Source organism: Chloroflexota bacterium (assembly GCA_016235055.1).
GTDB lineage: Bacteria > Chloroflexota > Anaerolineae > JACRMK01 > JACRMK01 > JACRMK01.
On sequence record JACRMK010000012.1, the window covers coordinates 18,668 to 44,288 of the forward strand.

The window sequence follows — 25,621 nt, forward strand, 5'->3', positions numbered from 1 at the left end:
TCCTGAGCGCGAAAGTCAGGCGCTTTGCTTGTTAGGTGTCACGCGCGCGAAGGATCTTGAATCTATGAACTATCGGCGCTTCGCATTTCGAGGTGAAGCGTTTTGCTAATAGGCACGAGATGCTTCGCGCATTCAGTACACATCACGCGCAGAGACTTGCCTCCGCGCTAAGCGTGACGTAACTTCGCAGGTAAATCTTGTGTCTCCGTGTCTCTATGGTGAAAATGGATTCAGAGCATCGCGACCGGGTTTTCGCGGTCGTACAGCAGCGCGCCGGCAACAAACGTCAGCCGCACGTGCAGCGTCTCGTCCAGCACCGCCAGGTCGGCGGCGGCGCCCGGCGTGATCCGCCCGATCTGCTCCGCGCCGAGCAAGCGCGCCGGCGTCGTGCTCGCCATCGTCAGCGCGTCGGCCAGCAAACACGCCCCCCACGTCACCAGGTTGCGCACCGCCTGGTCCATCGTCAGGATGCTGCCTGCCAGCGTGCCATCGGGCAGCCGCGCCGAGGTCGCCGTCACCGTCACGGTGCGGTCGCCCAGCGGGTACTCGCCGGGCGGCATGCCGGCCGCCGCCATCGCATCGGTTACGATCGTCATCCGTTCCGGCCCGGCCGCGCGCATCAGCCACTTGAAGATCGAGGGGTGCACGTGCACGCCGTCGGGAATCACGCCGAACATCGCCGTCTCGTGCGCCAGCAGCGCGCCCAGCAGGCCCGGCTCGCGGTGGTGCAGCGGGTTCATCGCGTTGAACAGGTGCGTGCCCCACGTCGCGCCGGCGTCAATCGCCTCATTGGCCAGGTCGTGCGTCGCCGTGCTGTGTCCCAGGCTGGCGACGATGCCGCGCGCGCGCAGATCGCGAATCGACTGCATGGCATGCTCCAACTCGGGCGCCAGCGTCATCAGGCGCACGCTCGGATCGAGCAGACCGTCGGCCCGCGGATCGGCGCGCTGCCGCAGGTACGCCTTGTTGTGCGCGCCCGAGCGGTGCGGCGACAGGTACGGTCCTTCCAGGTGCAGCCCGAGCACCCGCGCCTGCCGCCCGCTGCGGCCGAACAGCGAGAGCGGCGACAGCACCTCGAACGCCTTGCGGTAAACGTCGAGCGGCGCGGTGATGATCGTCGGCAGGAACGCCGTCACGCCCTGCTGCAAGACGCGCGCCGCGACGTGATAGATCGTGTCGGGGTTGGCGGTGAAGTCCTCGCCGTACCCACCGTTCAGTTGCAGGTCGATGAAGCCGGGCGCGATGATATCGTCCGGCGCGGAATCGACCACGCGCACCGACGCAATCCGCTCGCCCTCGATCAGCACCTCGCCCGGGCGCAACACGCCGTCGGCAAAGAGCACCTGCCCGCGCAGCGTCATTCCAGCCATGCAAACGTCTCGCCTTTCAGGTGATCGAGCGCCATCCATGCCGCGCCAACCGCCGCATCCACCGCCGGCACGACCGGGCGCGCATGCGCGGTCCGCTCGCCGAGCGCGCGGCGCATCGCGTACTCGTACAGCACCGAGCGGAACAGGCTGCCGAACAGCACCACGTCGAACGGCGCGCTGTGCAGGGCCAGTTTCTCGGCTGTCACCTGCACCGCCGCCGCCAGCATATCGACCCCGGCCTGCACGATCGCCAGCGCCGGCGCGTCGCCCGCCTGCGCGGCCTCGAACGTCAGCGGCGCCAGTGCGGACACCGCATCGCGCGTCCAGTCAGGGCGGTACGCCCAACTGATCAGTTCTCCCGGCCGCGCCAGCCCCAACTGCCTCAGGTAAGGCTCCGTCATGCTCGTGGCCGGCGCGCAGCCGTCATGCGCCCGCACAATGGCCCGCAGCGACTGCTCGGCCAGCCAGTAGCCGCTGCCCTCGTCGCCCAGCCGGTAGCCCCAGCCGCCCGCGCGCGCCGTGCGTCCCTGCGACAGCCCATACACGATCGAGCCGGTGCCGGCGATCACGACGACGCCCTCCGGTTTGCCGACGCCGCTGTATAGCGCGGCCACCGCGTCGTTGCAGATCAGCACGCGCGCGCCGGGCAGTACCGCGCACGCGAAACCGTCCGCCACCGCGCGGTCCGCCGGGCGGCTGACGCCGCTCATCGCGAAACAGGCAGCCGCCATGTCGGCCGTGCCCAGACCGGCCTGCGCCAGCGCATCGGTAACCGCTTTGCCAATCGCCTCCTGAGCGCCATCGCGTCCGGCCGTGTGGTAGTTGCCGGGGCCGCCCGTGCCGCGCCCGAGTTCGCGCCGCTCGCCGTCCAGCACAACGACGCTGGTTTTGGTGCCGCCCGCATCAAGTCCGATGACGTAGTCCATACGTCCACGATTATAGCATTACGGGGCATAAGGCGTGCCCTGCGCCTGTCGGCATGCCGTGAGCCCGGCGACGCGAACAGGGGAAGGAGTGAATCCCCTCGCCTGCGACGCCCGCGATGCGGTGGGGCTTCGGGCCCCGCCGCGCTTATCGGTCAGCGGCGCGAAGCCGCTGACCAGCGCGTCGCGGGAGAGGGTTAGGGAGAGGGCAAAGCCAATATTGAAAATGCCTGGGCGGCGCGCTCGCCTGACTTGACCTCATCGCAGGCATGCCCTGCGCTTGTCGAAAGCCGGGCCCTGAGCCTGCCGTACCGCCCCGCGTAGACGGGGTCGAAGGGCAAAGTATGCGTTATACTCGCCTTCGACGAGCTCAGGCGACGCGCTTGCGTGGCTTGACCTTATTGCAGGCGCGCCCTGAGCTGGTCGGTGAGCCTGTCGAACCGGTCGAAGGACGATATAGCATTTCAGGGGGATTGCGCGGCGGCACCGGACGTGCTACACTGCGCGCCAGACCGCACGGATAGCAAATCAATAATCTGCTGGAGAGGGAGACTGCTATGATCAATCTGGGTGTCGTGGATATTCTGCTGGCGGTCGTACTCGTCAGTGTGGCGTTCTACGCGCGCCGCAAACGCGAGATGCTGATCTTCTATCTCGCGCTGGTACTTGTCCTGCTGATCGAGGTCGAACGGCTGGTGCCCGGCACGCTGCGGCTGGTCGGCGAGGGCATTCGCGGCATCGACACCGTCAACGCCGCCCTGCCGCACGTCGAGATCTCGCCGATTATCACCATTAGGCAGTAATCGCAGGCCTCACCCATTGCAGACCTCGCGGGTTCTAATAACCTGCGAGGTCTACCCGACGGCCAGCAGCGCGCCGGTCGCGAACAGCAGCCCGCTGATCACCAGGCGAAAGACGCGCTCGTTCATGCCCACGTGCAGGCGCGTGCCAAGCCAGCTGCCCACGAACGCCGCCGGCAGCATGACCGCCGCAGTTTGCAGCGCCTGCGTGGTGATCAGATTGCCGATCACGTAGCCGCCCACGCGCACCGTGTCCACCGCGGCGAAATAGGCGATCAACGTCGCCCGCAGGACCACCCCGGAGTCGATCTGGTTTTCGAGGAAGATGACGATCGGCGGGCCGCTGGTGCCGAACAGCGCGCCCAACATGCCGCTGATCACCGCGGCCAGGTAGCCCCACGGTCGCGGCCAGCGCGTGCGCTCGGCCTGCGCACCGCGCAGAGCGAATATCTGCCGCAGCGCGAACAGCATGACGACAATGCCAAGCCCGCGCTTCAGTAGCGTGCTGTCGAACTGTACCAGCACGACCGCGCCGGCGATGATGCCGATCAGGCTGGGCGGCAGCAATAGTTTGAGGTGGTCGCGGCTGACCTGCCGGCGCACCTGGTACAGCAGGGTCAGTCCGATCACGGCCTGCACAATCGCCGCCGAAACAATCGCCAGCTTGGGGTCGAAGACGAGCAGCAGCAGCGGCGTCATGACCAGCGCGGCGCCGAAGCCGGTCAGCCCGCGCACGATCATCGCCAGCAGCGCGAACGCTGCGGCCGCGAGCAGTTGCAGCATGGCGTGTTAGCGGATCACCAGCAGCAAGCCGGCCAGCAGCAGCAGCCCGCCGACCACGGCGCGGAACAGTTTCTCATTCATGCGCAAGTGCATGTGCGTGCCGATCCAGTTGCCCGCAAATGCCGTCGGCAGCATGAGAACGCCCGTCATGAGCGCATCCGGCGAGATGATGCCGTTGAGCGCGTAGCTGCCGAGCCGGGCTGAGTCGAGCACGGCGAAGAATGCGATCAGCGTGCCACGCAGGACCGCGCCGGAATCAATCTGGTTTTCGAGGAAAATGACCACCGGCGGGCCCGCGGTGCCGAACAATGCGCCCAGCACGCCGCTGGCGAGCCCGGCCACATGTCCCCACGAGCGTGGCCAGCGAGAACGCGCCGGCGCCGAGCCGCGCAGGCCGAGCAACTGCCGCAGGGCGAACAGGCTGACGACCGCACCCATGCTGCGCTTCAGCAGAGCGCTATCGAACTGCAGCAACGCCGCCGAGCCCGCGATGACGCCCAGCAGACTCAACGGCAGCAGCAGCACCAGGAAGTCGGTGCGGGCAGAGCGGCGCACCTGGTAGATCAGCGCCACACCGAGCGCCGCTTCGATGACCGTATCCGCCACCAGTGCCAGCCGCGGCTCCAGCACCAGCAGAAGCAACGGCATCGCGATCAGCGCCGACCCGAAACCGGTCATGCCGCGCACAATCATCGCCACCAGCGCGATGGCTGCCGCGAGCATGAGCGTCGGCAGCATCAGCGAATCACCAGCAGCAGGCCGGTCAGCATCAGTATAGCGCCGACCACAGCGCGGAACAGTCTCTCATTCATGCGCAGGTGCAGGTGCGTGCCGAGCCAGTTGCCGGCCAGAGCGGTCGGCAGCATGACCGCGCCCGTCAGCAGCGCGTCCGGCGACAGGAAGCCGCTGAGCGCGTAGCCGCCCATTCGCACCACGTCAAAGACGAAGAAGAACACGATCAGCGTGCCGCGCAGGGCTGCGCCGGATTCAATCTGGTTTTCGAGGAAGATGATTACCGGCGGGCCGGCGGTGCCGAACAGTGCGCCGAGCAGGCCGCTGGCGAGACTCGCCACATAGCCTAGCCAGCGCGGCCAGCGAGCGCGCGCAGCGCCCGGGCCGCGCAGGGCCAGTATCTGCCGCAGGGCGAACAGCATGATGACCACACCCAGGCTGCGCTTGAGGAGCAGATTGTCAACCTGCGCCAGCGCCGCCAGGCCGGCCATCACGCCCAGCAGACTCAATGGCAGCAATTGCCACACATAGTCAAAGCGGGCATAACCCCACACCCGGCGAAGCATCGTGAGGCCGATTACGACTTCAGTGATGGCGACGGCCACGATGGTCACCCGCGGCTCGATCACCATAACCAACAGTGGAATCATGATCAGCGAGGAACCGAAGCCGGTCATGCCGCGCACAATCATGGCCAGCAGCGCTATCACTGCGGCGACAACGAACGGGAGCATACGTTATGGCCGGCGCGCGGCAAAGCCACCCGCGCCGGTACGACTCCAAGAGTGCATCGGCGCGTTCGTGCATCGCCCGGACGGCGAGCCATGCACTGCCCGATGGGGGCCGTGTCCACGCACGGCACTGCACAGTGCGAGCCGGACACGGCCGGTTCGCCCCCCTCCCCGCGCCCTGAACGTCTAGGCGCGCCCGGCCAGTTCCATCGCGCGGCGGTACAGCGCCATGTCGCGCATCGGCAGGTTCAGCATGCTGAAGCCGTCGGCGATGCGCTGCTCGATGTTGGCCATGCTGACCTGCGGCGAGCCGTACGGCACGCCGAACTCACGGCAGATCTGCGCCGCTTCCTGCACCGCCGCGTCGACTTCGGCGTGCGGATCGCCGCCATACCCGAGCGACACCGACAGGTCGCCTTCGCTGATCAGGATCAGCCCCGGCTTCGGCATCGCGCGCAGTATGTCGCGCAGGTTCTTGACCGACTCCTGCGTTTCGCACTGCATCATCAGCAGGATCTCGCCAGCCGGATCGAGCGGCCAGACGTCGGCCTTCGCGAAGTACTCCGGCTGGCTCACACCCCAGTAACGCACGGCAATATTGGGCGAGTGGCCGCGTCGCCCGACCGGCAACCGGTCAGGCGCGCCTTGCGCCTGGATGTAGCGCGCCGCCATCAGAGCCGACAGCGCGTCGTCCGGCGTGTTGATCATCGGCAGCAGGATGCCGAAAACGCCGATATCGAGCACCTGCTTGATGATCCAGTTGTTATTCTCACGCCCGTTGACCGGGATGCGCACCATCGGCGCGACCGCCGGCGCGATGCCGCGCTCCGCAATCTGCCGGCGGCTCAACATGAACTGCAGCGTTAGCCTCAGCGTTTCCGGGTTGTACGGGTTGTGCTCCATATCATAGATCACGCCGTCATACGGGCTGTCGGCGAACCACTGCGCCTCCCCGATCGATCCAGCGGTGCCGAGCGGCACGAACGCCACCTTCCCTTGCTCCATCACCTCGATAACTTTGTTTAAACGCGGCATCCGGTTCTCCTTGCAGCGTGCTGGCCGGCGGACCTACGCCCGCCCGGCCAGTTTCATGCCCATGTTGAAAGTCGCCATGTCGCGAGCCGCCGGCATCAGGAACTTGAAGCCGTCCGCGATGCGCTGTTCGACGTTGCTCGCATCGACCTGCGGGGAGCCGTAGATCACGCCGAACTCGCGGCAGATCCTGGCCGCTTCTTGCACGGCCGCGTCCACTTCAGGGTGCGGCTGCGCGCCGTAGCCGAGCGACACCGACAGGTCGCTCTCGCTGATCAGGATGACGCCCGGTTTCGGCGCCGCGCGCAGGATGTCGCGCAGGTTCTTCACCGACTCCTCCGTCTCGCACTGCAGGATTGGCAGGACCTCGCCGTTCGGGTCGATCGGCCAGACGTCGGCCTTCGCGAAGTACTCCGGCTGGCTGAGGCCCCAGTAACGCATGGCGTTATTCGGCGCGTGGCCGCGCTTGCCGACGGGCAACTGGTCGGGCACGCCTTTGGCCTGGATATAGCGCGCGGCCGTCAGCGCCGACAGCGCGTCGTCGGCCGTGTTGATCATCGGGAAGATGATGCCGTACACGCCGATATCGAGCACCTGCTTGACGATCCAGTTGTTGCGCTCGCGGCCGTTGATCGGGATGCGCACCATCGGCGCGCACGACGGCGCGATGCCGTTCTCGGCGATCTGCTTGCGATTCAGCATGAACTGCAAGGACAGGCGCAGCGTCTCCGGGTTGTATGGGTTGTGCTCCAACTCATAGGCGATGCCATCGTACGGGCTTGTCGCGTACCATTCGGCCTCGCTGATCGAGCCGGCGGTGCCGAACGGCACAAACGCCACCTTGCCCTGCTCCAACTGGCCAATGACTTTGTTCAGGCGCGGCATATCTGCTCCTTCGGGCGTAAGAGTGTGGCGCGCTCAGGCGGAGACCGCCTGCCACGCGCCGGTACGGAACGATTCCAGCGCAGCGTCAATGACTGTCTGCGCCTTCCAGCCGTCGTAGAAACTCGGGGTAATCGGCCGGTCGGCCAGGATGGCGTCGATGAACTGGCGCGGTCCCGCCGCCTGGCGCATGAACAGATCGTATTGAACTTCGGGCCGCGCCACACCCCACAGTGCCGGGGGCGTCACCAACGGCTTCATCTGCAGGTCGCCCTGCCGCAAGCCGTTCAGGGATGTGTTCGATACGTGGGGCGCGGCTTCCAGCGTGCCTGCCGCGCCATGCAGGCGCGTGTGCTGGATGTGCCCGCTCTGCCCGGCGTGCGCCACCGCGCTGACGTGCACCACGCCCTGCACACCGCTCGCAAACTCCAGCAGCACGGCGGCCGCATCGTTGGCCGGCTCCGGTGTGTCCGGCCGCGCGACAGTCACCGACAGGTGCGCGCTGACGCGGCGGATGTCGCCGACCAGCCAGTGCGCCAAGTCGATCATGTGCGAGCCGAGGTCGGCCAGCACGCCGTTCGCGCGGCGCGCATCGAACCGCCAGGCATATTCCGGCCGCCGCGCGTAGCCCGCCAGTTGAATGAACTGCGCATGATACGGCGCGCCGATGTACCGGCCGTCCAGCAACTGGCGCATGTACTGGAACTGCGGCATCCAGCGGTAGGTGAAGAATGTCATGTGCTTGACGCGTTTCGCCTCCGCGCACTCCAGCATCTCGCGCGCCTGCGCGGCATTCATCGCCAGCGGCTTCTCGCACAGGACGTGCAGACCGGCGTCGATAGCCGCCATCGCGATCGGGTAGTGCAGATCGTCGGGCACGGAGATGACCAGCGCATCGAGGCGCGCGCGGTCGATCATCGCGCGGTAATCCGCATACACCTGGGGGATGGCGTACTTATGTGCCACCGCGCCGGCCCGCTGGGCGTCGCGCCCGGCCAGCGCTACGACCTCGGCCGCCGGGTGGCTCGTCAGGCTCGGCAGGTGCACCAGATCGGCCCACCAACTGGTGCCGACCACGCCAATGCGGATTGTGGGGCGGTTCATGCGCGGGCGTATGATAGCCGAGTCGGCCTGTAGCTGTCAATCGATGAACAAGACAATTGACGGGTGCAGCAATTCTCAATTGGGCTTTGGACGGGTACTTTCCAATGTCGGCTTGTCATGCGCTGGTGTTCAAGTGCTTATCCCGTAAGCCGATTCGACGAGTAAGCAATGCTGCCCTACCCCCGTCCCCCTCCCAACTTCGTTGGGAGGGGGAGAGATTCGACGGGGATTGGCGCGGCGGCAAAGCCGCCGCGCACCTCCCCACTCACTTTTCCCCTTCTCCCCCGCGCGCGGGGGAGAAGGGGCCAGGGGATGAGAGGGGGCAACTTGGGGCCATACTTCAAAGTGAGAACTAATGTTGACGGGTGCTCGCCGTTTGATTTGCCGGGCCGATTCTGGTATAAGGGAGATGAAGACCATCGTCCACTGCATATACCCTATCCAATATCGGAGGAAGCATGTTTACACTGATCTCGTCTCTGTCCCTGCGGCGGCTCCTGATCGAACAGGCCCCGGTCATGGTCCTGTCGTTCATCGTCGCCGAACTGTTCTACAAGTTCCACTCGTTCACGCTGGAGACCGGCGCGTTCCTCGTCACCTGGGGCGCGCTCGACTTCATCGTGCAGTTCGCGATCAAGCGACTCGCGCCCGCCAGGCCCACCGCCTGACACGATTTACCGTTTCGATTTGACAGCGTCTTCGCTGGTGAGCCGGTCATCCTGAGCGCGAAGGCAAAGCCCCACGCCTTCCGGGCGTTACGCGCGCGAAGGACCTCAACTCCGTGCTCTCCTGTGACACAGCTCGGGCGAGGCTCTTGTGAAAGCCTCGCCCGCTTTTCGTTTCGTCACCACGCCACTGGCAGAACGCCCAAAAGGTACTGCTTTGTGCCTTGGTGTCTTTGTGTTTCTCTTTCTGCTTGCTCGTTCACCCGTATAGCTCCAGCACCGCCGCCAGCCGCGCCGCGCTGTCGTCCAGCCCGCCCGGCCGGTTGCGCTCCAGCCAGAGCGCGCGGTACTCCTCAATGATATCCTGCATGTTGCGCTTCAGCTTGCGCTTTAAGGGGCGCGCCACCTTCGGATCGTCCTCCTGCGCGAAGATGCCCAGCCCGCAGGCGTGGTGCAGCATATCGGCCGCGCACTCGAACTCGGCCTCGATCAACTCGGCATCGGCGCACGCCATCCGGTGTTTTTCCAGCGGGCGCATCGCCTTCGCGATGACGACCATGGCGCGCTCGTAGTTCGTGATGCCCAGACTTTCGAAGTCGCGGATGATCGTCAGCGCGTCGTCGTTCTGCGATGGGATCTGAAGGATGCGCGCCAGCCCCGATGCGTTGTGCAGCTTCACGCCAAGCGACTGATAGACGTTACCGAGATCACACGTCATGCGCCCCATCACGCCGGCTCGGTCGCGGAACACAAAACGGTCGAGTGCGGCCGGCACGTCGAGCGCGCGGTTCGCCTCGACGCACCAGCCGAGCGCCGCGCCGTACACAAAGCCGGGATACGCGAACGGCAGAAACTGCCAGTGCCCATGGTCGCCCCAGTCGGTGATCAGATAGCCGCTCGCGCCGTGGCGCAGCCCGTTCTCGGCCGCGTTGAGCAGGTTGGCGAAAGCGTTGTCGGTGCGGCCGGCGATGCTGTTCCAGCTTGAGGTGCCCGGGCAGACATAAAATGGCAAACCGGCGCGCGCGAACAGTTCGCCGTGCGCCGCAAACGGGTGATCGGCCTCGTAGCCCCACTCCAGCGCAAGCGCATCGCGCGGCAGCCCCGGCACGAGCTCCGGGTGCTGCAATATGATGTCGCCCCAGAACAGCGGCGTGCGGCCGCGCGCGCGCACTTCAGCACACAGCGTCGTAAGGTAGTCCAGATAGACGCGCCCCCCCCCGCGCTCGGCGCACACCTGCCTGCTGCGCCCCATGCCGAGGTCGAATGTCTCGTCGCAGCCGATGTTAAACAGGCGCGAGGAGAAGTTCGGCAGCAGTTCGTCGTACAGCCCGCGCAGCAGGTCGAGCGTGCCGGGATCGCCAGGGCACACGCTGAACGGATGCGGCCCCCACCACGGCCGGAACGGGTACGAGTCAATTTCCGCCAGCGACCGGTACGGCGCGTGCCGCAGCCAGCGGTGCATGTGCCCGAACGAGTTCTGGTTCGGGACCAGATCGATGAAGCGCCGGCGGCAGTAGGCGTCGAGCGACAGCACCTCTTCCTCGCTCAGCGGCGACGCGTGCTCCCACACCTCCAGATGATCGCGGTAGGTGAAGGTGTGCTCCATGTATAGTTGAAGTTGGTTGATCTTCCACGCCGCCAGCAGGTCGACCAGCCCGAACAGGGTCTCCATCGTCGGGACTTTGTCGCGCGAGATGTCGAGCATCACGCCGCGCACCGGGAAATCGGGGTGATCGGCAATGTGCAGGCACGGCAGGCTATCGGCGGACTGCTCGACGATCTGCGTCAGCGTGCATGTCCCGTAGTACAGTCCGGCCGCGTCGCGCGCTTTGACCGTGAACGCGTTCGACGTGATCTCCAGTGTGTAGCCCTGTGCCGGCACGTCACACGCCGGATCGAGCCAGAGCACGCCGCCGATGTCACGCGCCGGCCCGGCCTCGCTCGCCGCCAGCGACCAGTCAACACCGGCATGCTGGCGCAGCGCCATCTGCACGCGCTGGGCGGTGAGCAGCACGTCCTGCGCCACCGGCGCATCGATCACGAGCCGCCAGTCGGATTGCAGGTGGTACGTGCCGCCAGTAGAGTTGAGCGAGCGTGGCTGAGGTAGAAGCTGAAGTTCTGTCATAGTTTTATAGCGGTTTCCAGAAACAACCGATACGCAAATTGTCATTGCGAGAACAGCATGGTGGGGCCGCCATGTTGTGGCCCCAAAAACTTGGGCGCGGCTGGCGGCCAAGCCGTCATGCCGGCGAAAGTTGGTGATGCGCCGGGGGCGCACACCCCGCGCATGAGAATAGCCCTGCCAATGGTGGGACGGGTCTTTGACCCGTCCAGTCGGCCAGGTCAAAGACCTGGCCCTACCACAGGATGCGATCCATTTTCATGGGAGCCGGCATCCAGGGGTGTTGACTCTGGCACGGTTGGAGCGGGGGAGCGGGTATGTCAAATGTTTCTGCAAACCGCTCTAAGGTAAGCGGTCGATAGAGCCTTCCTTTGTGTCTTTGTGACTTGGTATTGGAAGTTTTCTTTAGCTCCGCACGTGCCACGCCGCCAGCAATTCCGCTTCGCGCGCCGGCTTCATGCCCGCGCGGCGCGGCAGTTCCGTCTCGCCGGGGCGTGTGCGCTCCCAGGCCAGCGTGTCGCGCACCGTCTCGCGCAGCGGCCGGAACTCCAAGCCGGCGGCGATCGCCTTCTGCACGCTCACAGACAGGATGCCCGCGTTGTCCTTGCCCGGCAGCCAGAGCGGCAACTCCGACCACGGCGCGACCTTCTGCTCCAGCAGGAACGACTCGGGCACATAGGTGACACGTGCGTCGCTGCCGCTTTCCGCACTGCTCGCGTCGAGCAGCGTCCCCATCGTCAGCGGGTAGTCCGGCCCGGTCGCGTTGTAGACGCCGGTCTGCTTCTGCTCCGTCATCTGCACAGTCCACAGCGCCAGATCGCGCACGTCGACTGCCTGGACCGGAAAGTCGGGGCCGACCGGCGCCAGCATCTCGCCGCCGCGCGCCACGCGCACCGGCCAGTAGGTGAAGCGGTCGGTTGGGTCGTTCGGCCCGACGATCAGCCCCGGCCGCACCTGCAAGACTCGCCCCGGCACGGCGCGCTCAACCGCCTGCTCGCACAGCGCCTTCAGCGCGCCATACGCTTTGCCGATGTCCTCCATCGTCTCGTCCGCGACTTTGGCGACCGGGTAGCTTTCGTCGATGCCGTTCACTTTGTAATCGGCGTACACCGAGATCGTCGAGATGAACACGTAGCGCTCGACGGCGTCGGCCAGCAGTTCTGCCGACTGGCGCACGACGCGCGGCAAATAGCCGCTCGGGTCGATCACGGCGTCCCAGCGGCGACCCTTGAGCGCGTCGAGCTGGCCGTCGCGGTCGCCGCGCAGCTTCTCCACCTGCGGGAACAGGTCGGCGTTCTGCTTGCCGCGATTGAACATCGTCACTTCGTGCCCGCGCGCCAGCGCGCAGTCCACAATATGCCGCCCCAGAAAGACCGTGCCACCCAATATCAACAGTTTCATGCCGCTCCTATGCGTTCAGCAGGCCGCGCAGCGCGGCGGTCGCTTCGGTGGGATTGAACTCTGACGGGCCGGGGCCGCCCCGGTAGGCGATCCGCCCGTCCGTGCCAATGATATAGATGCGCTCCGGCCAGGCCGCGAACCGCTCGCTTGCGGCGTTGTCCATCGCGTCGACGAGCGTGGGGATCGTCAGGCCGAGCCGCTCGGCGCAGAGGCGCGCGGCGGCCATGCGTTCCGCGAACGTCGTATGCTGGCGGATGCAGATGCCCGCTTCCTCGTTCGACTCCATCTGCCATTCGTTCTCGGCGTGCGCCTCGGCGATATAGACGACGTAAATATCCGCCCGATCGCGGAACGCCTGATACAACGCTTCGAGCGCGCCAGACTGGCGGCGAAACGGTGGTCAGGTATACGAGCCAAACAGCAGCACCAGCGGCCGCCCGCGCACCAGGTCGGGCAGCGACACTTCGCCGCCACCGGTCAGCCGCGTCAGCGGCAACGCGGGCACCGGGTCGCCCGCCGCCAACCGGTCGGCGCGCCGGTAGCGCGTCAACGAGTCGGCGACGACGGCACGCTTGTGCTCGTCGGTCAGGCGGTCGAGGTACTCGCGGTCCTCGGAGTTGAAGTACGGCTGGGATGTCTCAGTCATCGAGCTCTCCGGTCGCTGCGCGCCTCACGGGCGTCGTGGCGCGCATATTGTACCGGATTGCGCGCGGTTGCGAAACAGGCATCCTGCGGTACACCTGAATCATGTGGCGCTCAAGCGATAACAATACGTCATGCCCGCGAAAGCGGGCATCCAGAGGTAATGCCACTGGACTCCCGCTTTCGCGGGAGTGACGACCTTTATTATCCAGGCGCCAGTTCGCCCCGAACCTAAAATGCACCCTGTTCCGTATTGCCATCCCAAGCGCGCAGGCAGCGCGTTGGGTTTAGCGGCGGCCACGCGCGCAAGCGATCTCTGCCACACGTATCTCAAGCCGCCGTCAACGCACGCAGCACATCGGCCAGCACGTCAACCGCCTTCAGGTACTCGTCAATCTCGATGTGCTCGTCGGGTGTGTGGTCGAGGTTCGAGTCGCCCGGCCCGTATGCCACGATCGGGCACTGCCAGACGGGCGCGACCACGTTCATGTCGGCGGTACCGGTCTTCACTGTGAAGCCTGGCGTCGCGCCGTGCGCTCGCAACGCGCCGAGGAAGGCGCGCACCAGCGGCGTGTTCTTGTCGGCGCGGTACGCCTCCTCCTCGCTGGCGAACGTCAACTCGGCTTCGCTGGCGCACGCGGCGATCTGCGCCTTCAACTGCGCGATCGTCACGCCGACCGGCACGCGGATGCCGATCGTCATCTCGACGCCGTCCACGAACGGGTCGTCGGCGGTGTGGATGCGCCGCAGCGACGGGTCGAGCCGGTCGAAGGCGCGCTCCTTGCCGATATTGTACTGCGCGCACAGTTCGCCGACGGCGTTCCAGAACGCGACCGCGCCTTCGGCAACGCCGCGCGCCTGCCCGGCCGTGTGGCTCATCGTGCGTGTGTGGCGATAGTGGATCAGCAGGCGTCCCTTGTAGCCGAGCGTGACGCGGTCCCAGCCGCTCGGCTCGCCAATCACGCAGAACGCCGGCCGGTACTGCGTGGCCGCGAAGCGCGCCCCTTTCGAGGTGGCCGCCTCCTCCTCGACCGCGCCGACGACGACGATGCGCCAGCCGGGGCGGACGCCGGCCTGCGCCGCCGCAGCAATGAATGTGCAGAGCGGCCCGCGCGCATCGACCGCGCCGCGCCCGTAGAGCTTGCCGCCCTCGCGCCGCACCTCGATGTAGCCGGGCACGGTGTCCATGTGCCCGAGTAGGACGATCTCGCGGGTCGCGCCGCCATCTGGCTCGGTGATGCCGACCGCATTGCCGGCTTCGTCGCGGAACGCGCGCATGCCGAGCGCGCCCATTTGCTCGACCAGGTACGCACCGATCTGCGCTTCCTGCGTCGACGGGCCGTACACCCGCAGCGCGCCTTCAAGGAGTGCTATGGAATCCAGTTGTTGTTCCTCCAGACATGAGTCAATGCGGAAAGTTTACGGTAACTACCGCGTAACGTCTGTTACCGACCAAATCAAATCCTCCAGATCAGAGAGGCTCTCGGGGGCAGGCGGGGCACCGAATTCATGTTCCACACACATGTGCCGATCACCAATATCCACGCAGACTGTCACAAAGCCCGTGTCCTTCACTATAACATTGGTACGTTTATATTCCGTGCGTAGGTCAAAATACCGCGTTGCATCAAGTGCCGATATCAGGCGATCGACATCTCCTGCAGGAACCCAAAAGTACCTGGACCTTGCAGCTCGCAACCATATTGGTTCATCGCCACCGCCTAATCGGACAGCGACTAGACCGCTTCCGAACAACGTAATGCTACTATAATGAAACATGCCGATTCTCTCTTGCGTAATGACAACGCGAGTCCCGGCGGGCGTCATGGGGAGCCAGTACCATGCCGCGGCCGACATTACCGCAAAGAATACGACAAGCAGAGCCACCAATTTCAGCAGTTTGCGCGTCATTTCTCACCCGGTATCCGAAGCCTGGAGCGTCCGCAAGAACAAAACGATATGCGATCCGTCGTTGCGAGGAGCGGTGTTTGCGACGAAGCAATCTCGGTTTGATCTGCGCTGTGACAGCACAGCGGCGCTTTAGCATGGCTTCGCTGTCTCGACCTGCCGGAAGCCGAGATTGCTTCGCCCCCTACGGGGGCTCGCAATGACGCTCGCATGCGCCGTATCAGATCACTCGTGACAACGCTCTAATCTTAAATATTATTATGCCTGCTTGACAATCAGAACATTTGTGCTATATTGTGATTATGAACGATACACAGGCAGTTGTACGGGCGCGTTGCACGCGCCCCCGTCACCACATCAAAGGGTGGCTGCAATTGCGTTGCGCCGCACCGGGACGAGTTGATTGATCGCCGCCATCCGGCCCGTTTCTTTTGAAAAATAACGCGCCCGAACCCAATAGAATCAGGCCAAACAGCCCATGGCGTTCGATTCTTTGAAATCGACCGCAATCAAACGTCGGCCATTTCCGCATTCGCCCTATTCGCGGATCCGCTTCTTCCTGCCTCCGTGCAACACCTCGATAATCTTGCGCTGCGCCACTGGCCACGCGAAGCGCTCCAGTTCACTCAGGCGCGCCCAGCGCACGCGCTCCGACTCCGGCGCGTTCGGCTCGCCACTGGCGTATTCACAACGCACAGCATGCAATGTCACGCGCATATGCGAGAAGGCGTGATCGACCGTCGCGATCGGCTCGCCGGCGCGCACCGTCAGTCCCAGCGCTGCGTGCGCCACGCGCCGGCACGCGGCTTCCGCTGACTCGCCGCGCTTCATTCGCCCGCCGGGGAACTCCCACATGCCGCCGAGCAGCCCGTCGGCCGGCCGTTGCGCGATCAGCACGCGCTCACGCTTGAACACAACCGGCACGGCCAGTTGGTGATGCGGCACTTTCTTCTTCGCCGTCTTCTCCGGTAGTTCGTCTTGCACACCCTCGGCCAGCGCGCGGCAGTCGGTCTGGACAGGGCAGAGCAGGCAGCGCGGGCGGCGCGGCACGCAGATCCGCGCGCCGAGATCCATCAGCGCCTGGTTGAAGTCGCCGGCGCGGCCGCGCGGCAGCAGCGCGCGCGCATGCGTCCACAACCGTTCTTCCACCGCCGCCGACTTCGCATCGCCGCGCACGGCGAACAGCCGCGCCAGTACCCGCCGCAAATTGCCGTCCAGCGCCGGCTCGTCCAGCCCAAACACCAGGCTCGCCAGCGCGCCCGCCATGTAGCGGCCGATGCCGGGAATGCGCCGCAGCGCCGCCACGTCGCCCGGCAGCTGCGCGCCCATCTCGCGCACCACCAGTTGTACGCCCTTGTGCAGGTTGCGCGCCCGCGCGTAGTAACCGAGCCCCTCCCACATCTTCAGCACGTCGTCGAGCGGCGCAGCCGCCAGCGACTGCATCGTCGGCCAGCGCGCGATGAAGCGCTCGTAGTACGGCAGCGCCGTGTCCACCTGCGTCTGCTGGAGCATCACCTCCGAGACCCAGATATGGTACGGGTCGCGCGCGCCGCGCCACGGCAGCGCGCGGCCATGGCGCGCATACCACGCCAGCAGCCGGCGCACCGGAGGGGTTAGTGCGCCCACAGATATTTCGCACTACGGATTAGTACTAAAGTCCTATTCCGTTCCACGTTCCTCATTGTATCATCATGCCACAGGCATTGCATTGTTGTATAATGGACTGCGAGTGGGCGGGCCGAAAGCTCCGCTGTTCAGGAGAACGAATGGAAAACACCGGATTGTTGAAAGTTGGCGATCTTGTGATCTTGCCGGACGCCAGGCGCGCCGTCATTGTCGCCATATCACTGGAAACGGAGATCCCGCGTTACACGGTTGAACTCAGCGACGGCTCCCGCCACGAAGTCGGCGCCGATGTTGTGCTGCGCGCCCGCACGTACGCCAAATGGGTTGCGCCCGATTCCAACTGGGACGGCGAGGAGCGGCGCATCGGCCGCCCTGGCTACAATGGACAGGATCGCCGCCGCCCGGACTAGCGGCGCACGGAGCTAGTTATGCAAGCATACGCGTTCCCGCAGGCACTGACCAACGCCGGCGCATTTGGGGAGGAAGGCCATCCCAGCACGGGTCTGCCGTTCTACCGGCTGACCGGCGCGACGGTGCGCCAGGGCGTGAGCGCGTTCATGGTCGTGACCGTCTTCGGCAAGACCGCCCCCGCCGTCGGCGTCAAGGTCATCAACCTGTTCCCGGACGGCAACGGCGAGGTTATCCAGACCGATGGCAGCGGCGTGGTCCGCTTCCAGTTTGCGGCCTCATCGGCCTTTACCAACCCTGGCACCGGACCGTTCACGGTCTTCATCGCTGACGACGGCGCATTTAAGGATTTCGACGCATCGCCAAAGCGCGTGGCGTTCTCGCACAAACTGTCGGACATCGTGCACTCGCTGGGCGACTTCCGCGGCGAGCACACTGAGATCTACCTGCAGTTCGTGGAGCAGGACGACAGCGCGCCGGCGCCCACCCCGGATCCGACCCCGACGCCCACGCCGCAGCCGACCCCCACCCCGCCGCCCCTGCCGGCTGACTTGCTGCGCAAGGGCGATCTCGACGGCCTAATCAACGCGTTCGAGCAGGTCGTCGCGGAACTAAAGAAGTTGCGCGGTTAACGCCGTCCGACGTGACCAATGACAACCGCCACCTGCAATGGGTGGCGGTTCTTTATTGCGCTCAGGACACGGCCCCCCCGGACACGGCCAGGAACAGGAAGATCTTGTCGCCGTCCTTGACCGGCGCTTCGGCGACCTTCTCCCAGTGCACCAGCCGGTCGTTCACGAAGATGTTGTACGGCAGATCGTGCTCGCCGCGCTTGACTTCGTCGTAGAAGCCGGGGTAGATGCGGTCGGCTTCGCCGAGCATGCCGGCCACGGTCGTGGCGCCGCCCAGCGGCACCGTCACCGAGTTCTCGCCGACCAGCGTCGCCAGCGGCTCGCCGATCTTGAATGTGACACTCATCAGCCCCCCCTCCCCAATCCAGTTTGAACCGTTCCACTCCGGGGTCGTCCTGAGCGCGGAGGCAACGCCGGGTGCTTGACGTACGCTGCACGCGCGAAGGACCTCGAATCCACAACTCGCGCTTCCATACCGGTTGCACCGGCACCGCCGTGCACTTTCTGAACGCCGCACGAGAAGGTTCGCGCCTCGTATCATACTGAAAACCGCAGCACACGCAAAAACAACACGGCCAGCAATTCTCATTTTGGAGTCTGGCCACCAGGCTGCCCCCTCATCCCCTGGCCCCTTCTCCCCCGCGCGGGGGAGAAGGGGAAAAGTGAAGGGGGAGGGTGGCATGACGTACTCGTCGAATCGGGCTTGGGTGATAAGCACCTGAGCACCAGTGCATGACGAGTCGACATTGGAGAGTACCGGCCAAAGCCAAATTGAGAATTGCTGAACACGGCAGGGATGCGAATACGTCCCTGCCGTGTCATCCCAACCGCGCGCGCGTCCCGCGCGGCGGACTAGATCTTCTCCATGTACTCCTCGAGCTCCCACGGCGTAACCTGCATGCGATACGCCTGACACTCCGCGCGCTTGGCGCGCACGAATGCGTTGTATGCACCGCCCAGGGCAGTCTTTACCACCTCGTCCCTGGACAGCTCGTCGAGCGCCTCATCCAGCGAGGTCGGCAGCGTGCGAATGCCCTTCTCGGCCAACTGCTCGTCGGTGAATTCGTACGCGCTCTCCTCGATCGGGTCCGGGGCTTTCAGGCCGCGGCGGACGCCGTCGAGACCGGCCGCCAACATCGCGGCGGCGGCGAGGTACGGGTTGCTGCTCGAATCGGGGCAGCGCAGCTCCAGGCGGGTCGACTTCTCGCGGCCCGGCGAGTAGTGCGGGATGCGGATCAGCGCGGAGCGGTTGATCTGGCCCCAGCAGAGGTAGACCGGCGCTTCGTAGCCCGGTACCAGGCGCTTGTACGAGTTGACCGTTGGGTTGATGACGGCGGCCAGCGCGCGCGCGTGCGCGATCTGCCCGGCGATGAACGAGTACGCCATCGGCGACAACTTGTACTCGTCTTTCGCATCGTAGAAGACATTGTCGCCCTTGGCGTCAAACAGGCTCTGGTGCGTGTGCATGCCCGAGCCGTTGATGCCGGCGATCGGCTTCGGCATGAACGTCGCGACCAGGCCGTTCTTCGCGGCAATCGCCTTGATCGTCGCCTTGAGCATCAGCGTGTTGTCGGCGGTCGACATCGCCTCGTCATAGCGGATGTTGATTTCGTGCTGGCCGACGGCGACTTCGTGGTGCGCCCGCTCGACGACCATGCCCAGGTCGGTTAGCGCTTCCATCACTTCCTGGCGCACTTCGGCCGCCAGGTCGCGCGGCGAGTAGTCCCAGTAACCGACGACGTCGTGCGGCACCGGCTTGGTGCTGTTGTGACCTTCGCCCGCGAACAGGAAGAACTCGCACTCGGTGCTCGTGTGGAACGTCAGCCCGAACTCCTTCATCAGGCCGTCGACCGCGTTCTTGAGCACGCGGCGCGGGTCGCCGCCGAACACCTCGCCGCTGGTGCGGAACACGTCGCACAGCAGGCGCGCCGTCGCGCGGCCGTTCTTGGTCCACGGCACCACGCGGTACGAGGCCGGCTCGACCTGCAGGAACATGTCGCTTTCGTGAATACGCGAAAAGCCCTCGATCGACGAGCCGTCGAACCAGATGCCCTTCTCGAGCACCTCGGCAAGCCCGGAGACCGGGATGACCACGTTCTTGATTGAGCCGACGACATCGGTGAACTGCAGGCTGACAAACTTCACATTGTCTTCGAGCGCCTTGTCCATCACGTCTTGAGCTGCGGGTGACAGTTTGCTTGGCATCGTTTCTCTCCTCCGTTTGGTATGGGGTATTGGGGTCAGAATACGGTATTTGGCGTGCGGCGCGACAAACAAAAACTCACGCGGCGGACGCTGAAACCGCGGCAACCGCGGCTTCTGTACAACGTGCGTCCTGGCGTGAGCTATGCAATTACGGCCCTGAACTCCGGCCGAATGCAGAAATTATACGCAGAATTGCGCAAGCGCCAAATCAAGCCAGATCATAGCAGGCTGCGCGATACCGCTGCGCCTATTTCTCCGCCGCCTGCTTGACCAGCTCGCTCATCAATCCGGCCTGGCTGTCGGTGCTGTCGGTCAGCAGTCCGGCGATAACGCCTTGCCGGTCTGGCATCGGCCGGTTCTGGCTCGCCTTCCACTTGCCCTGCACTCCCGTGATCTCGACGCGAATCGCGACGGTGCCTTTCATCAACTGCTGCACGTAGTCGGCCGGCGCATCGTCCACATGCCAGGGTGCGGACCGTGGCTGCTCGAGTTTGTTCGTCAACAGTTCGATCGCGTACCGCTTATCGGCCTCCTCGTGCGATACGATCAACGGCCCGTATATATGGACGCTGGCGTAGTTGTAGGTCGGCACGGTCTGGTGCGTCTGCTGCTTTGTCGGATACCAGGTTGGCGTGATGTAGGCCGTCGGTCCCTGGAAGATCGCCAGGACTTCGGAGCCGGCTAACTGCCACAGCGGGTTGGCCTTCGCCAGATGCCCGATCAACTGGCTACCCGCCGTGGGATCGCCGGCGAGCAGCATCGGAACATGATTCGCTGTCAGCTTGCCGTCCTGGACCGCTACAATGCACGCCAGCGGAAAGTCGCCAATCAGGCGGGCAATCTCGGCGGCATCGTCCTGCTTAAAATGTGCTGGGATGTACATTACAGTAGTTTAGCACAAACGAATGTTGGGGCGGTGCGCCCGTCGTAGGGGCCGACCTGCGTGTCGGCCCGCACGGGATGCGGGCGCATTGCCATGCGCCCCTACACGGGCATGACGGGTTGGTCGTTTAGCGACCCGTTTCTCTGTCACCGCACACGGTTGGAAACCGCCGTGGGCTTCTCGCAATGACGGCTGGCCGCATCACCACTCTCGAGGACTACTCCACCGTCACACTCTTGGCCAGGTTGCGCGGTTGGTCCACGTCGCGCCCGAGCGCGACCGCCACGTGATACGCGAACAGTTGCAGCGGCACGACCGCCAGCAGCGGCGATAGCGCCTCGTCGGTCGCCGGCACCGTCAGCACATCGTCGCAGTGTGCGCGCACCGTCTCGTCGCCCTCGCTGACGACCGCCAGCACACGCGCCTGCCGTGCCCGCACCTCCTGGATATTGCTGATCAACTTCTCGTGCGTGCGCCCGGCCGTCGCGACGGCAATCACCGGGATCGACGGCTCCAGCATCGCAATCGGCCCGTGCTTGAGCTCGCCCGCTGCGTAGCCCTCGGCGTGGATGTAGGAGATCTCCTTGAGCTTGAGCGCGCCTTCCAGCGCGACCGGGTAGCCGAGGTTGCGGCCCATGAAGAACGCCGACGACGGGTGGCTGTACCGCGCCGCCACTGCTGCCACCTCGTCCCCGCGCCGGATGATGTCGGCGATCTGGCCCGGTATGCGGCGCAGCCCATCGGTCAGGGCGCGCACCTGCGCCGGCAAGACGCTGCCGCGCGCGGCCCCCAGGTGCAGGGCGAGCAGCAGCAACAGCGACGCCTGTGCCGTAAACGTCTTGGTCGCGACCACGCCGATCTCCGGCCCGACCTGGGTGTAGATGATGGCGCTGGCGCCGCGCGTCAACGACGAACCTTGCGTGTTGGTCAGCGCGACCGCCGTCGCGCCCGCCTCCAGCGCCAGCCGGAACGACGCCAGCGTGTCGGCCGTCTCGCCGGACTGCGAGACGAACACGCACAGCGTCTGCGCGTCCAGCACCGGCGCGGCGTAGCGAAACTCCGAGGCGACTGCCAGTTCGACCGGCAAACGCGCGTACTGCTCGATATAATATTTGCCCAGCATCGCGGCGTAGTACGCCGTGCCGCAGCCGATCAGCGCCACGCGCCGGAATTGCGACAAGTCGAGGTGCGCCAACTCGGGGAACGAGACGCCGTCGCGGTTCATGCGCCCGACCAGCGCCTGGGCCAGCGCATCCGGCTGCTCGTGGATCTCCTTCAACACGAAGTGCGGGTAGCCGCCCTTGCTGATGCTCTGGGCGTCCCACTCGACGTTGAACGGCTCGCGCTGCACCGCCGCGCCGTCGAGCCTGCACAGTTGCACCGTATTGCGCCGCACCGCCGCCACCTCGCCGTCATCGAGCGTCAGCATGGTGCGCGTATGCTCCAGCATCGCGGCGATGTCCGACGCGACGAGGTTCTCGCCGTCGCCCAGGCCGATCACCAGCGGCGCGTTCTGGCGCGCGGCCACCAGCAGGTCGGGGTCGTCGCGGCACAACGCCACAATCGCATACGCGCCGCGCACCGTCTGCAGGGCGCGCCGCACCGCCTCCGCAAAGTCGGGCGCGCCGGCCGCGCGCAGCGCGCGGTATTCGTCCTCCACCAGGTGCACGATCACCTCGGTGTCGGTTTGCGAACGAAAGGTGTGGCCGCGCGCGGTCAGATCGTCGCGCAGCGACTGGTAGTTCTCGATGATGCCGTTATGTACCAGCACCATGCGCCCCTCGCAGTCCGCATGCGGGTGCGCGTTGGTGTCGGTCGGGCCGCCGTGGGTCGCCCAGCGCGTGTGCCCGACGCCCAGCGTCCCTGCGGGCGTGGACGCGCCGACGCTGGCGATCAGGTTGCCAAGTTTGCCCTCGCGCTTGCGCATTTCGAGGGCGCCGTCCGGCGAGAGCACGGCGATGCCGGCCGAGTCGTAGCCGCGGTATTCGAGACGGCGCAGGCCGTCAATCAGGATCGGGGTCACCGGGCGCGCGCCCGCATAACCGATGATGCCGCACATGGGTAGCCTCCGTGAACGGGTGGGGCCGGCGACACGAGGCCACGCGCATTTCGCGCGGGCCGCAGATAGCTCCGCAGCGCACGCGCGCAGGATCGTGACCGGCTGGCTGTTGGGAATCCAACGCGCCACAGCGCGCCATGAATGGCGCGCGTTCGTTCTGGGGGAGAAGACGAGGAGTGTGGCGCTCCCCGGAGGCATCCGCTGATGTTTCGATTTTCCCGCGTCGGCGCATGTCCGCGCGGTTAACTCCGCCAATGGCGAAGAACCTCCACCTCGTTGCCGCACACGGCGGCCCATACGCTATCTTTCCCGGTATTGTGATTATGGGATGTCTGGGCGCCTCCTTGAATCGCTGGATGCGATCATCATAGGACAGAATGCCGTACCGGCCAAGTCGCACGGCTATCGCGGACACCCGCTAAAGCGGTTTCCAGAAACAACCGATACGCAAATTGACATTGCGAGAAGCCTATACCGCCGCACACTATGCGAGGCGGCAGAAACTCGGACGCGGCCGATCCAAGATGTCATTCCGGCGAAAGTTGGTGATGCGCCAGGGACGCACACTCGCGCATGGAAATGGCCGTGTCGGTGTAGGGACGGGTCTTTGACCCGTCCGGTTGGCCAGGTCAAAGACCTGGCCCTACGCCTAGAGTTGCCTATTTCCATGGGAATGGGAGCCAGAATCCAGGCGGACGCATCCACGGCCTGCACGCACGTCACATGCGGGCGTGGATGCCGGCTAAAACCATGCCGGCATGACGGATTGGGGCGTATGACCAGACCGATAGTCGGTGAAGTTTCTGAGCAGGAGGCGAAGTCGACGAAGCAATGCTAAAGCACCGCTTCGCTGTCTCGACAAGCCGAAAGCCGAGATTGCTGCACCCCCTACGGGGGCTCGCAATGACGCTCATAGGTCCCGTATCAGATCATTCCGAAAAACGCTCTAGCGCGCGACGGGCGCGTGCAACGCGCCCCTACGGAGCCACGCGCACTATCGCATGATCACGGGAAGATACTGATTCGTGACATGCGACGGCACGCACGCCGCGAACTTGAACGATCCAATGCGTGTGCGCCAGTTAACCGTGTCGCCTGATGCAAAGTATTCATTAGTGTACCAGAACGTGCAGTTGTCGGTCGGGTCAATCGTCATCGCCGAGTAGTCGCCCCAGCGCGGGCATGCCGGGAAACTACCGCATGCTGTAATCTGCGAAGCGGAGCCGGCAAACAGCGTCGCCTCCCCCTGCCCGAGCGTGCCGAGCGGGTCGGCCGCCAGCCGCCCGGCATAGGCCAGCGACGGATAACTGCTCGTGTACGATGTGCTGAACCCGATCGCCATGTTGCCGTTGCCGTCGACCGCCAGGCTCGGTATCCAACGGTACAGTGCGTCGCCGCCATTGCTGTAGATCTGCTGCTGCACCGGCGTCGTGGCGATCGTGCCGCCTGTCACATTGATCTGCGCCCACTGCAGGCGGGTCGTCGACGTCGAAGATGAACGAACCGTATGCGCCACCCAGAGCGATTCCACGCCTCCGATATTGCGATACTGCGCCTGCATCATTAACCGATCGCCAATGGAATCAAGACGCGACGCGGTATCCGGCTGCGGAATGATGCGGTTGGAAAAGGTCGTGTATGCCGTCTGGCTCACATTCGTCGGGCCGGTGAACGTCGACGCGCCTGGAGTCGCCCAGTTGACGGCGAACTTCCAAACCGAAAATGCCGTGGACAGCCAGGACTGCGACACAAAATAGGCGGGCGTACCGGCCGGCGGCGGCATGCCGCGCATATTCGAAGGCAGCAGCGCAAAGTAACTGGTACTGAGGTCGGCCACCAGCACGGTCACTGCCGCGCCGGCCTCCATTTGCGCCAGGTTGAGCGCCCAGACGCGCACGCCGGCAAACGACAGCGACGAGTTGAACATGTTGGCGGACATGTACAGGCCGTCACGCCAAACGCCTAGCTTGGGGTAGTCGTTCAACCATGGGTGCGAAGCGTCGTCGGCGCGCAGCGCGTAGAGGTACCAGCCGCCGCTGACCGGGTCTGCGCCGCGCGACACGGCGATGCACTCATAGAACGGCGTGGCGGTGCTGCTGGCAAACGCGAAGTCACTGACGATCCAGCGATCGCCCTGCGGGTCGTATACCACAACCGGATCACCCCGGTTCTGGCTATCACAATTGGTACCGGTGAAGGCGCCGCTCCAGAGCGAGTTAAAGGTAAACCCCGCGAGCCGCGTGCCCGATTTGTTGAAAATGCCGACAGCGGTATTGACGGCCTGCACGTAGTGATTCGGGCCAACGTCGCCGTTCGTATCGGGCGGCCAGCCGCCGCCGCACGAACCGCCCGCGCACGAGTCGTTCTTCGCCAGCCCTTCGAAACTGGCCGACGGACTCGGCATGGCGTTCGGCACGGCAGGCGATTCGGCGGGCGCCGGTGCGCCGTCAAGCCGCGTGCCGGTTGGCCGTGCCACATCCGTCGTCAGCAACGGGCGCTCGTCCGGCGTGGCGGCCACGCTCGGCAGGTTCCGCACATCGCCATCGAAGACAGCTGGTGCCGACAGTGTAAACGTTGTGATTGGCGCGCTGCCCTGTCCGTTGACCGGACCCGGAGACCCGGCGAGTGCCCATATAGCCAGCAGGAACAGCGAGAGCACCAGACCAACCGGTGTGCTACAAGAAGTTCGTGTGTTCATTGGACTCTAATTTAA

General features: G+C 65.1%; 23 protein-coding genes. 4 read left to right on the top strand and 19 right to left on the bottom strand.

All coding sequences use genetic code 11. From position 1 onward, the window contains the following. Positions 1-230: 230 nt before the first annotated feature. Both nagA and HZB53_03180 read right to left on the bottom strand, forming a co-directional pair. A complete protein-coding gene (nagA, locus tag HZB53_03175; protein ID MBI5876627.1) occupies positions 231-1,370 on the bottom strand; it encodes an N-acetylglucosamine-6-phosphate deacetylase in 1,140 nt (379 codons plus the stop codon). Further along, a complete protein-coding gene (locus tag HZB53_03180; protein ID MBI5876628.1) occupies positions 1,358-2,296 on the bottom strand; it encodes a hypothetical protein in 939 nt (312 codons plus the stop codon). Before HZB53_03180 ends, nagA begins: the two co-directional genes overlap by 13 nt. A gap of 554 nt (positions 2,297-2,850) precedes the next feature. Between HZB53_03180 and HZB53_03185 the strand changes: the two genes are divergently transcribed. Continuing rightward, the gene (locus tag HZB53_03185; GenBank protein MBI5876629.1) at positions 2,851-3,096 is read left to right on the top strand and encodes a hypothetical protein; all 246 of its coding nucleotides are present in this window, start codon (positions 2,851-2,853) and stop codon (positions 3,094-3,096) included. 51 nt (positions 3,097-3,147) lie between these two features. Here the strand turns inward: HZB53_03185 and HZB53_03190 are convergent, their stop codons facing one another. The 6 genes from HZB53_03190 to HZB53_03215 all read right to left on the bottom strand — a co-directional run bounded on the left by HZB53_03190 (position 3,148) and on the right by HZB53_03215 (position 8,357). Next, entirely contained in the window at positions 3,148-3,876 is a 729-nt protein-coding gene (locus HZB53_03190; protein ID MBI5876630.1) for a sulfite exporter TauE/SafE family protein, read from the bottom strand. Between the two features lie 6 nt (positions 3,877-3,882). Beyond that, on the bottom strand, positions 3,883-4,614 hold the full coding sequence (locus HZB53_03195) for a sulfite exporter TauE/SafE family protein (protein MBI5876631.1): 732 nt from the start codon (positions 4,612-4,614) through the stop codon (positions 3,883-3,885). Then, positions 4,614-5,342 (bottom strand): sulfite exporter TauE/SafE family protein, encoded by a 729-nt coding sequence (locus tag HZB53_03200; GenBank protein ID MBI5876632.1) that lies wholly within the window; start codon positions 5,340-5,342, stop codon positions 4,614-4,616. The genes HZB53_03195 and HZB53_03200 overlap by 1 nt, the downstream gene beginning before the upstream one ends. Positions 5,343-5,525: 183 nt before the next feature. Next, positions 5,526-6,374 (bottom strand): aldolase, encoded by an 849-nt coding sequence (locus HZB53_03205; GenBank protein ID MBI5876633.1) that lies wholly within the window; start codon positions 6,372-6,374, stop codon positions 5,526-5,528. 33 nt (positions 6,375-6,407) lie between these two features. Then, a complete protein-coding gene (locus tag HZB53_03210; GenBank protein MBI5876634.1) occupies positions 6,408-7,256 on the bottom strand; it encodes an aldolase in 849 nt (282 codons plus the stop codon). 33 nt (positions 7,257-7,289) lie between these two features. After that, positions 7,290-8,357 (bottom strand): Gfo/Idh/MocA family oxidoreductase, encoded by a 1,068-nt coding sequence (locus tag HZB53_03215; protein ID MBI5876635.1) that lies wholly within the window; start codon positions 8,355-8,357, stop codon positions 7,290-7,292. A gap of 458 nt (positions 8,358-8,815) precedes the next feature. Here HZB53_03215 and HZB53_03220 point away from each other — a divergent pair, with 458 nt between their 5' ends. After that, entirely contained in the window at positions 8,816-9,025 is a 210-nt protein-coding gene (locus HZB53_03220; protein MBI5876636.1) for a hypothetical protein, read from the top strand. 256 nt (positions 9,026-9,281) lie between these two features. Here HZB53_03220 and HZB53_03225 read toward each other — a convergent pair whose 3' ends face one another. The 6 genes from HZB53_03225 to mutY form a co-directional block, all read right to left on the bottom strand. After that, positions 9,282-11,147, bottom strand: a complete 1,866-nt coding sequence (locus HZB53_03225) for a family 20 glycosylhydrolase (protein MBI5876637.1) — start codon at positions 11,145-11,147, stop codon at positions 9,282-9,284. Between the two features lie 402 nt (positions 11,148-11,549). Then, positions 11,550-12,545: an epimerase gene (locus HZB53_03230; protein MBI5876638.1), complete on the bottom strand. Its 996-nt coding sequence runs from the start codon at positions 12,543-12,545 to the stop codon at positions 11,550-11,552. A gap of 7 nt (positions 12,546-12,552) precedes the next feature. Further along, positions 12,553-12,909, bottom strand: coding sequence for a hypothetical protein (locus tag HZB53_03235; GenBank protein ID MBI5876639.1), 357 nt, complete (start codon positions 12,907-12,909; stop codon positions 12,553-12,555). Between the two features lie 36 nt (positions 12,910-12,945). Next, positions 12,946-13,191 carry a hypothetical protein gene (locus tag HZB53_03240; protein MBI5876640.1) on the bottom strand — a complete coding sequence of 82 codons (246 nt, stop codon included), beginning with the start codon at positions 13,189-13,191 and terminating at the stop codon, positions 12,946-12,948. Between the two features lie 326 nt (positions 13,192-13,517). After that, the gene (locus HZB53_03245) at positions 13,518-14,570 is read right to left on the bottom strand and encodes a [LysW]-lysine hydrolase (protein ID MBI5876641.1); all 1,053 of its coding nucleotides are present in this window, start codon (positions 14,568-14,570) and stop codon (positions 13,518-13,520) included. A 1,062-nt stretch (positions 14,571-15,632) separates the two neighbouring features. Next, positions 15,633-16,721, bottom strand: a complete 1,089-nt coding sequence (gene mutY, locus HZB53_03250; GenBank protein MBI5876642.1) for an A/G-specific adenine glycosylase — start codon at positions 16,719-16,721, stop codon at positions 15,633-15,635. A gap of 140 nt (positions 16,722-16,861) precedes the next feature. Here mutY and HZB53_03255 point away from each other — a divergent pair, with 140 nt between their 5' ends. Next, on the top strand, positions 16,862-17,131 hold the full coding sequence (locus HZB53_03255) for a hypothetical protein (GenBank protein MBI5876643.1): 270 nt from the start codon (positions 16,862-16,864) through the stop codon (positions 17,129-17,131). Positions 17,132-17,149: 18 nt separating this feature from the next. After that, positions 17,150-17,761, top strand: coding sequence for a hypothetical protein (locus tag HZB53_03260; GenBank protein ID MBI5876644.1), 612 nt, complete (start codon positions 17,150-17,152; stop codon positions 17,759-17,761). Between the two features lie 61 nt (positions 17,762-17,822). Here the strand turns inward: HZB53_03260 and HZB53_03265 are convergent, their stop codons facing one another. From HZB53_03265 to HZB53_03285, 5 genes are all read right to left on the bottom strand, one after another. Further along, positions 17,823-18,107: a MoaD/ThiS family protein gene (locus tag HZB53_03265; GenBank protein MBI5876645.1), complete on the bottom strand. Its 285-nt coding sequence runs from the start codon at positions 18,105-18,107 to the stop codon at positions 17,823-17,825. Between the two features lie 506 nt (positions 18,108-18,613). Next, the gene (gene glnA / locus HZB53_03270) at positions 18,614-19,966 is read right to left on the bottom strand and encodes a type I glutamate--ammonia ligase (protein ID MBI5876646.1); all 1,353 of its coding nucleotides are present in this window, start codon (positions 19,964-19,966) and stop codon (positions 18,614-18,616) included. A gap of 247 nt (positions 19,967-20,213) precedes the next feature. Further along, positions 20,214-20,849 (bottom strand): FMN-binding negative transcriptional regulator, encoded by a 636-nt coding sequence (locus tag HZB53_03275; GenBank protein ID MBI5876647.1) that lies wholly within the window; start codon positions 20,847-20,849, stop codon positions 20,214-20,216. Positions 20,850-21,066: 217 nt separating this feature from the next. Next, on the bottom strand, positions 21,067-22,908 hold the full coding sequence (gene glmS / locus HZB53_03280; GenBank protein MBI5876648.1) for a glutamine--fructose-6-phosphate transaminase (isomerizing): 1,842 nt from the start codon (positions 22,906-22,908) through the stop codon (positions 21,067-21,069). Between the two features lie 994 nt (positions 22,909-23,902). Continuing rightward, on the bottom strand, positions 23,903-25,606 hold the full coding sequence (locus tag HZB53_03285) for a hypothetical protein (protein MBI5876649.1): 1,704 nt from the start codon (positions 25,604-25,606) through the stop codon (positions 23,903-23,905). Positions 25,607-25,621: the final 15 nt, after the last annotated feature.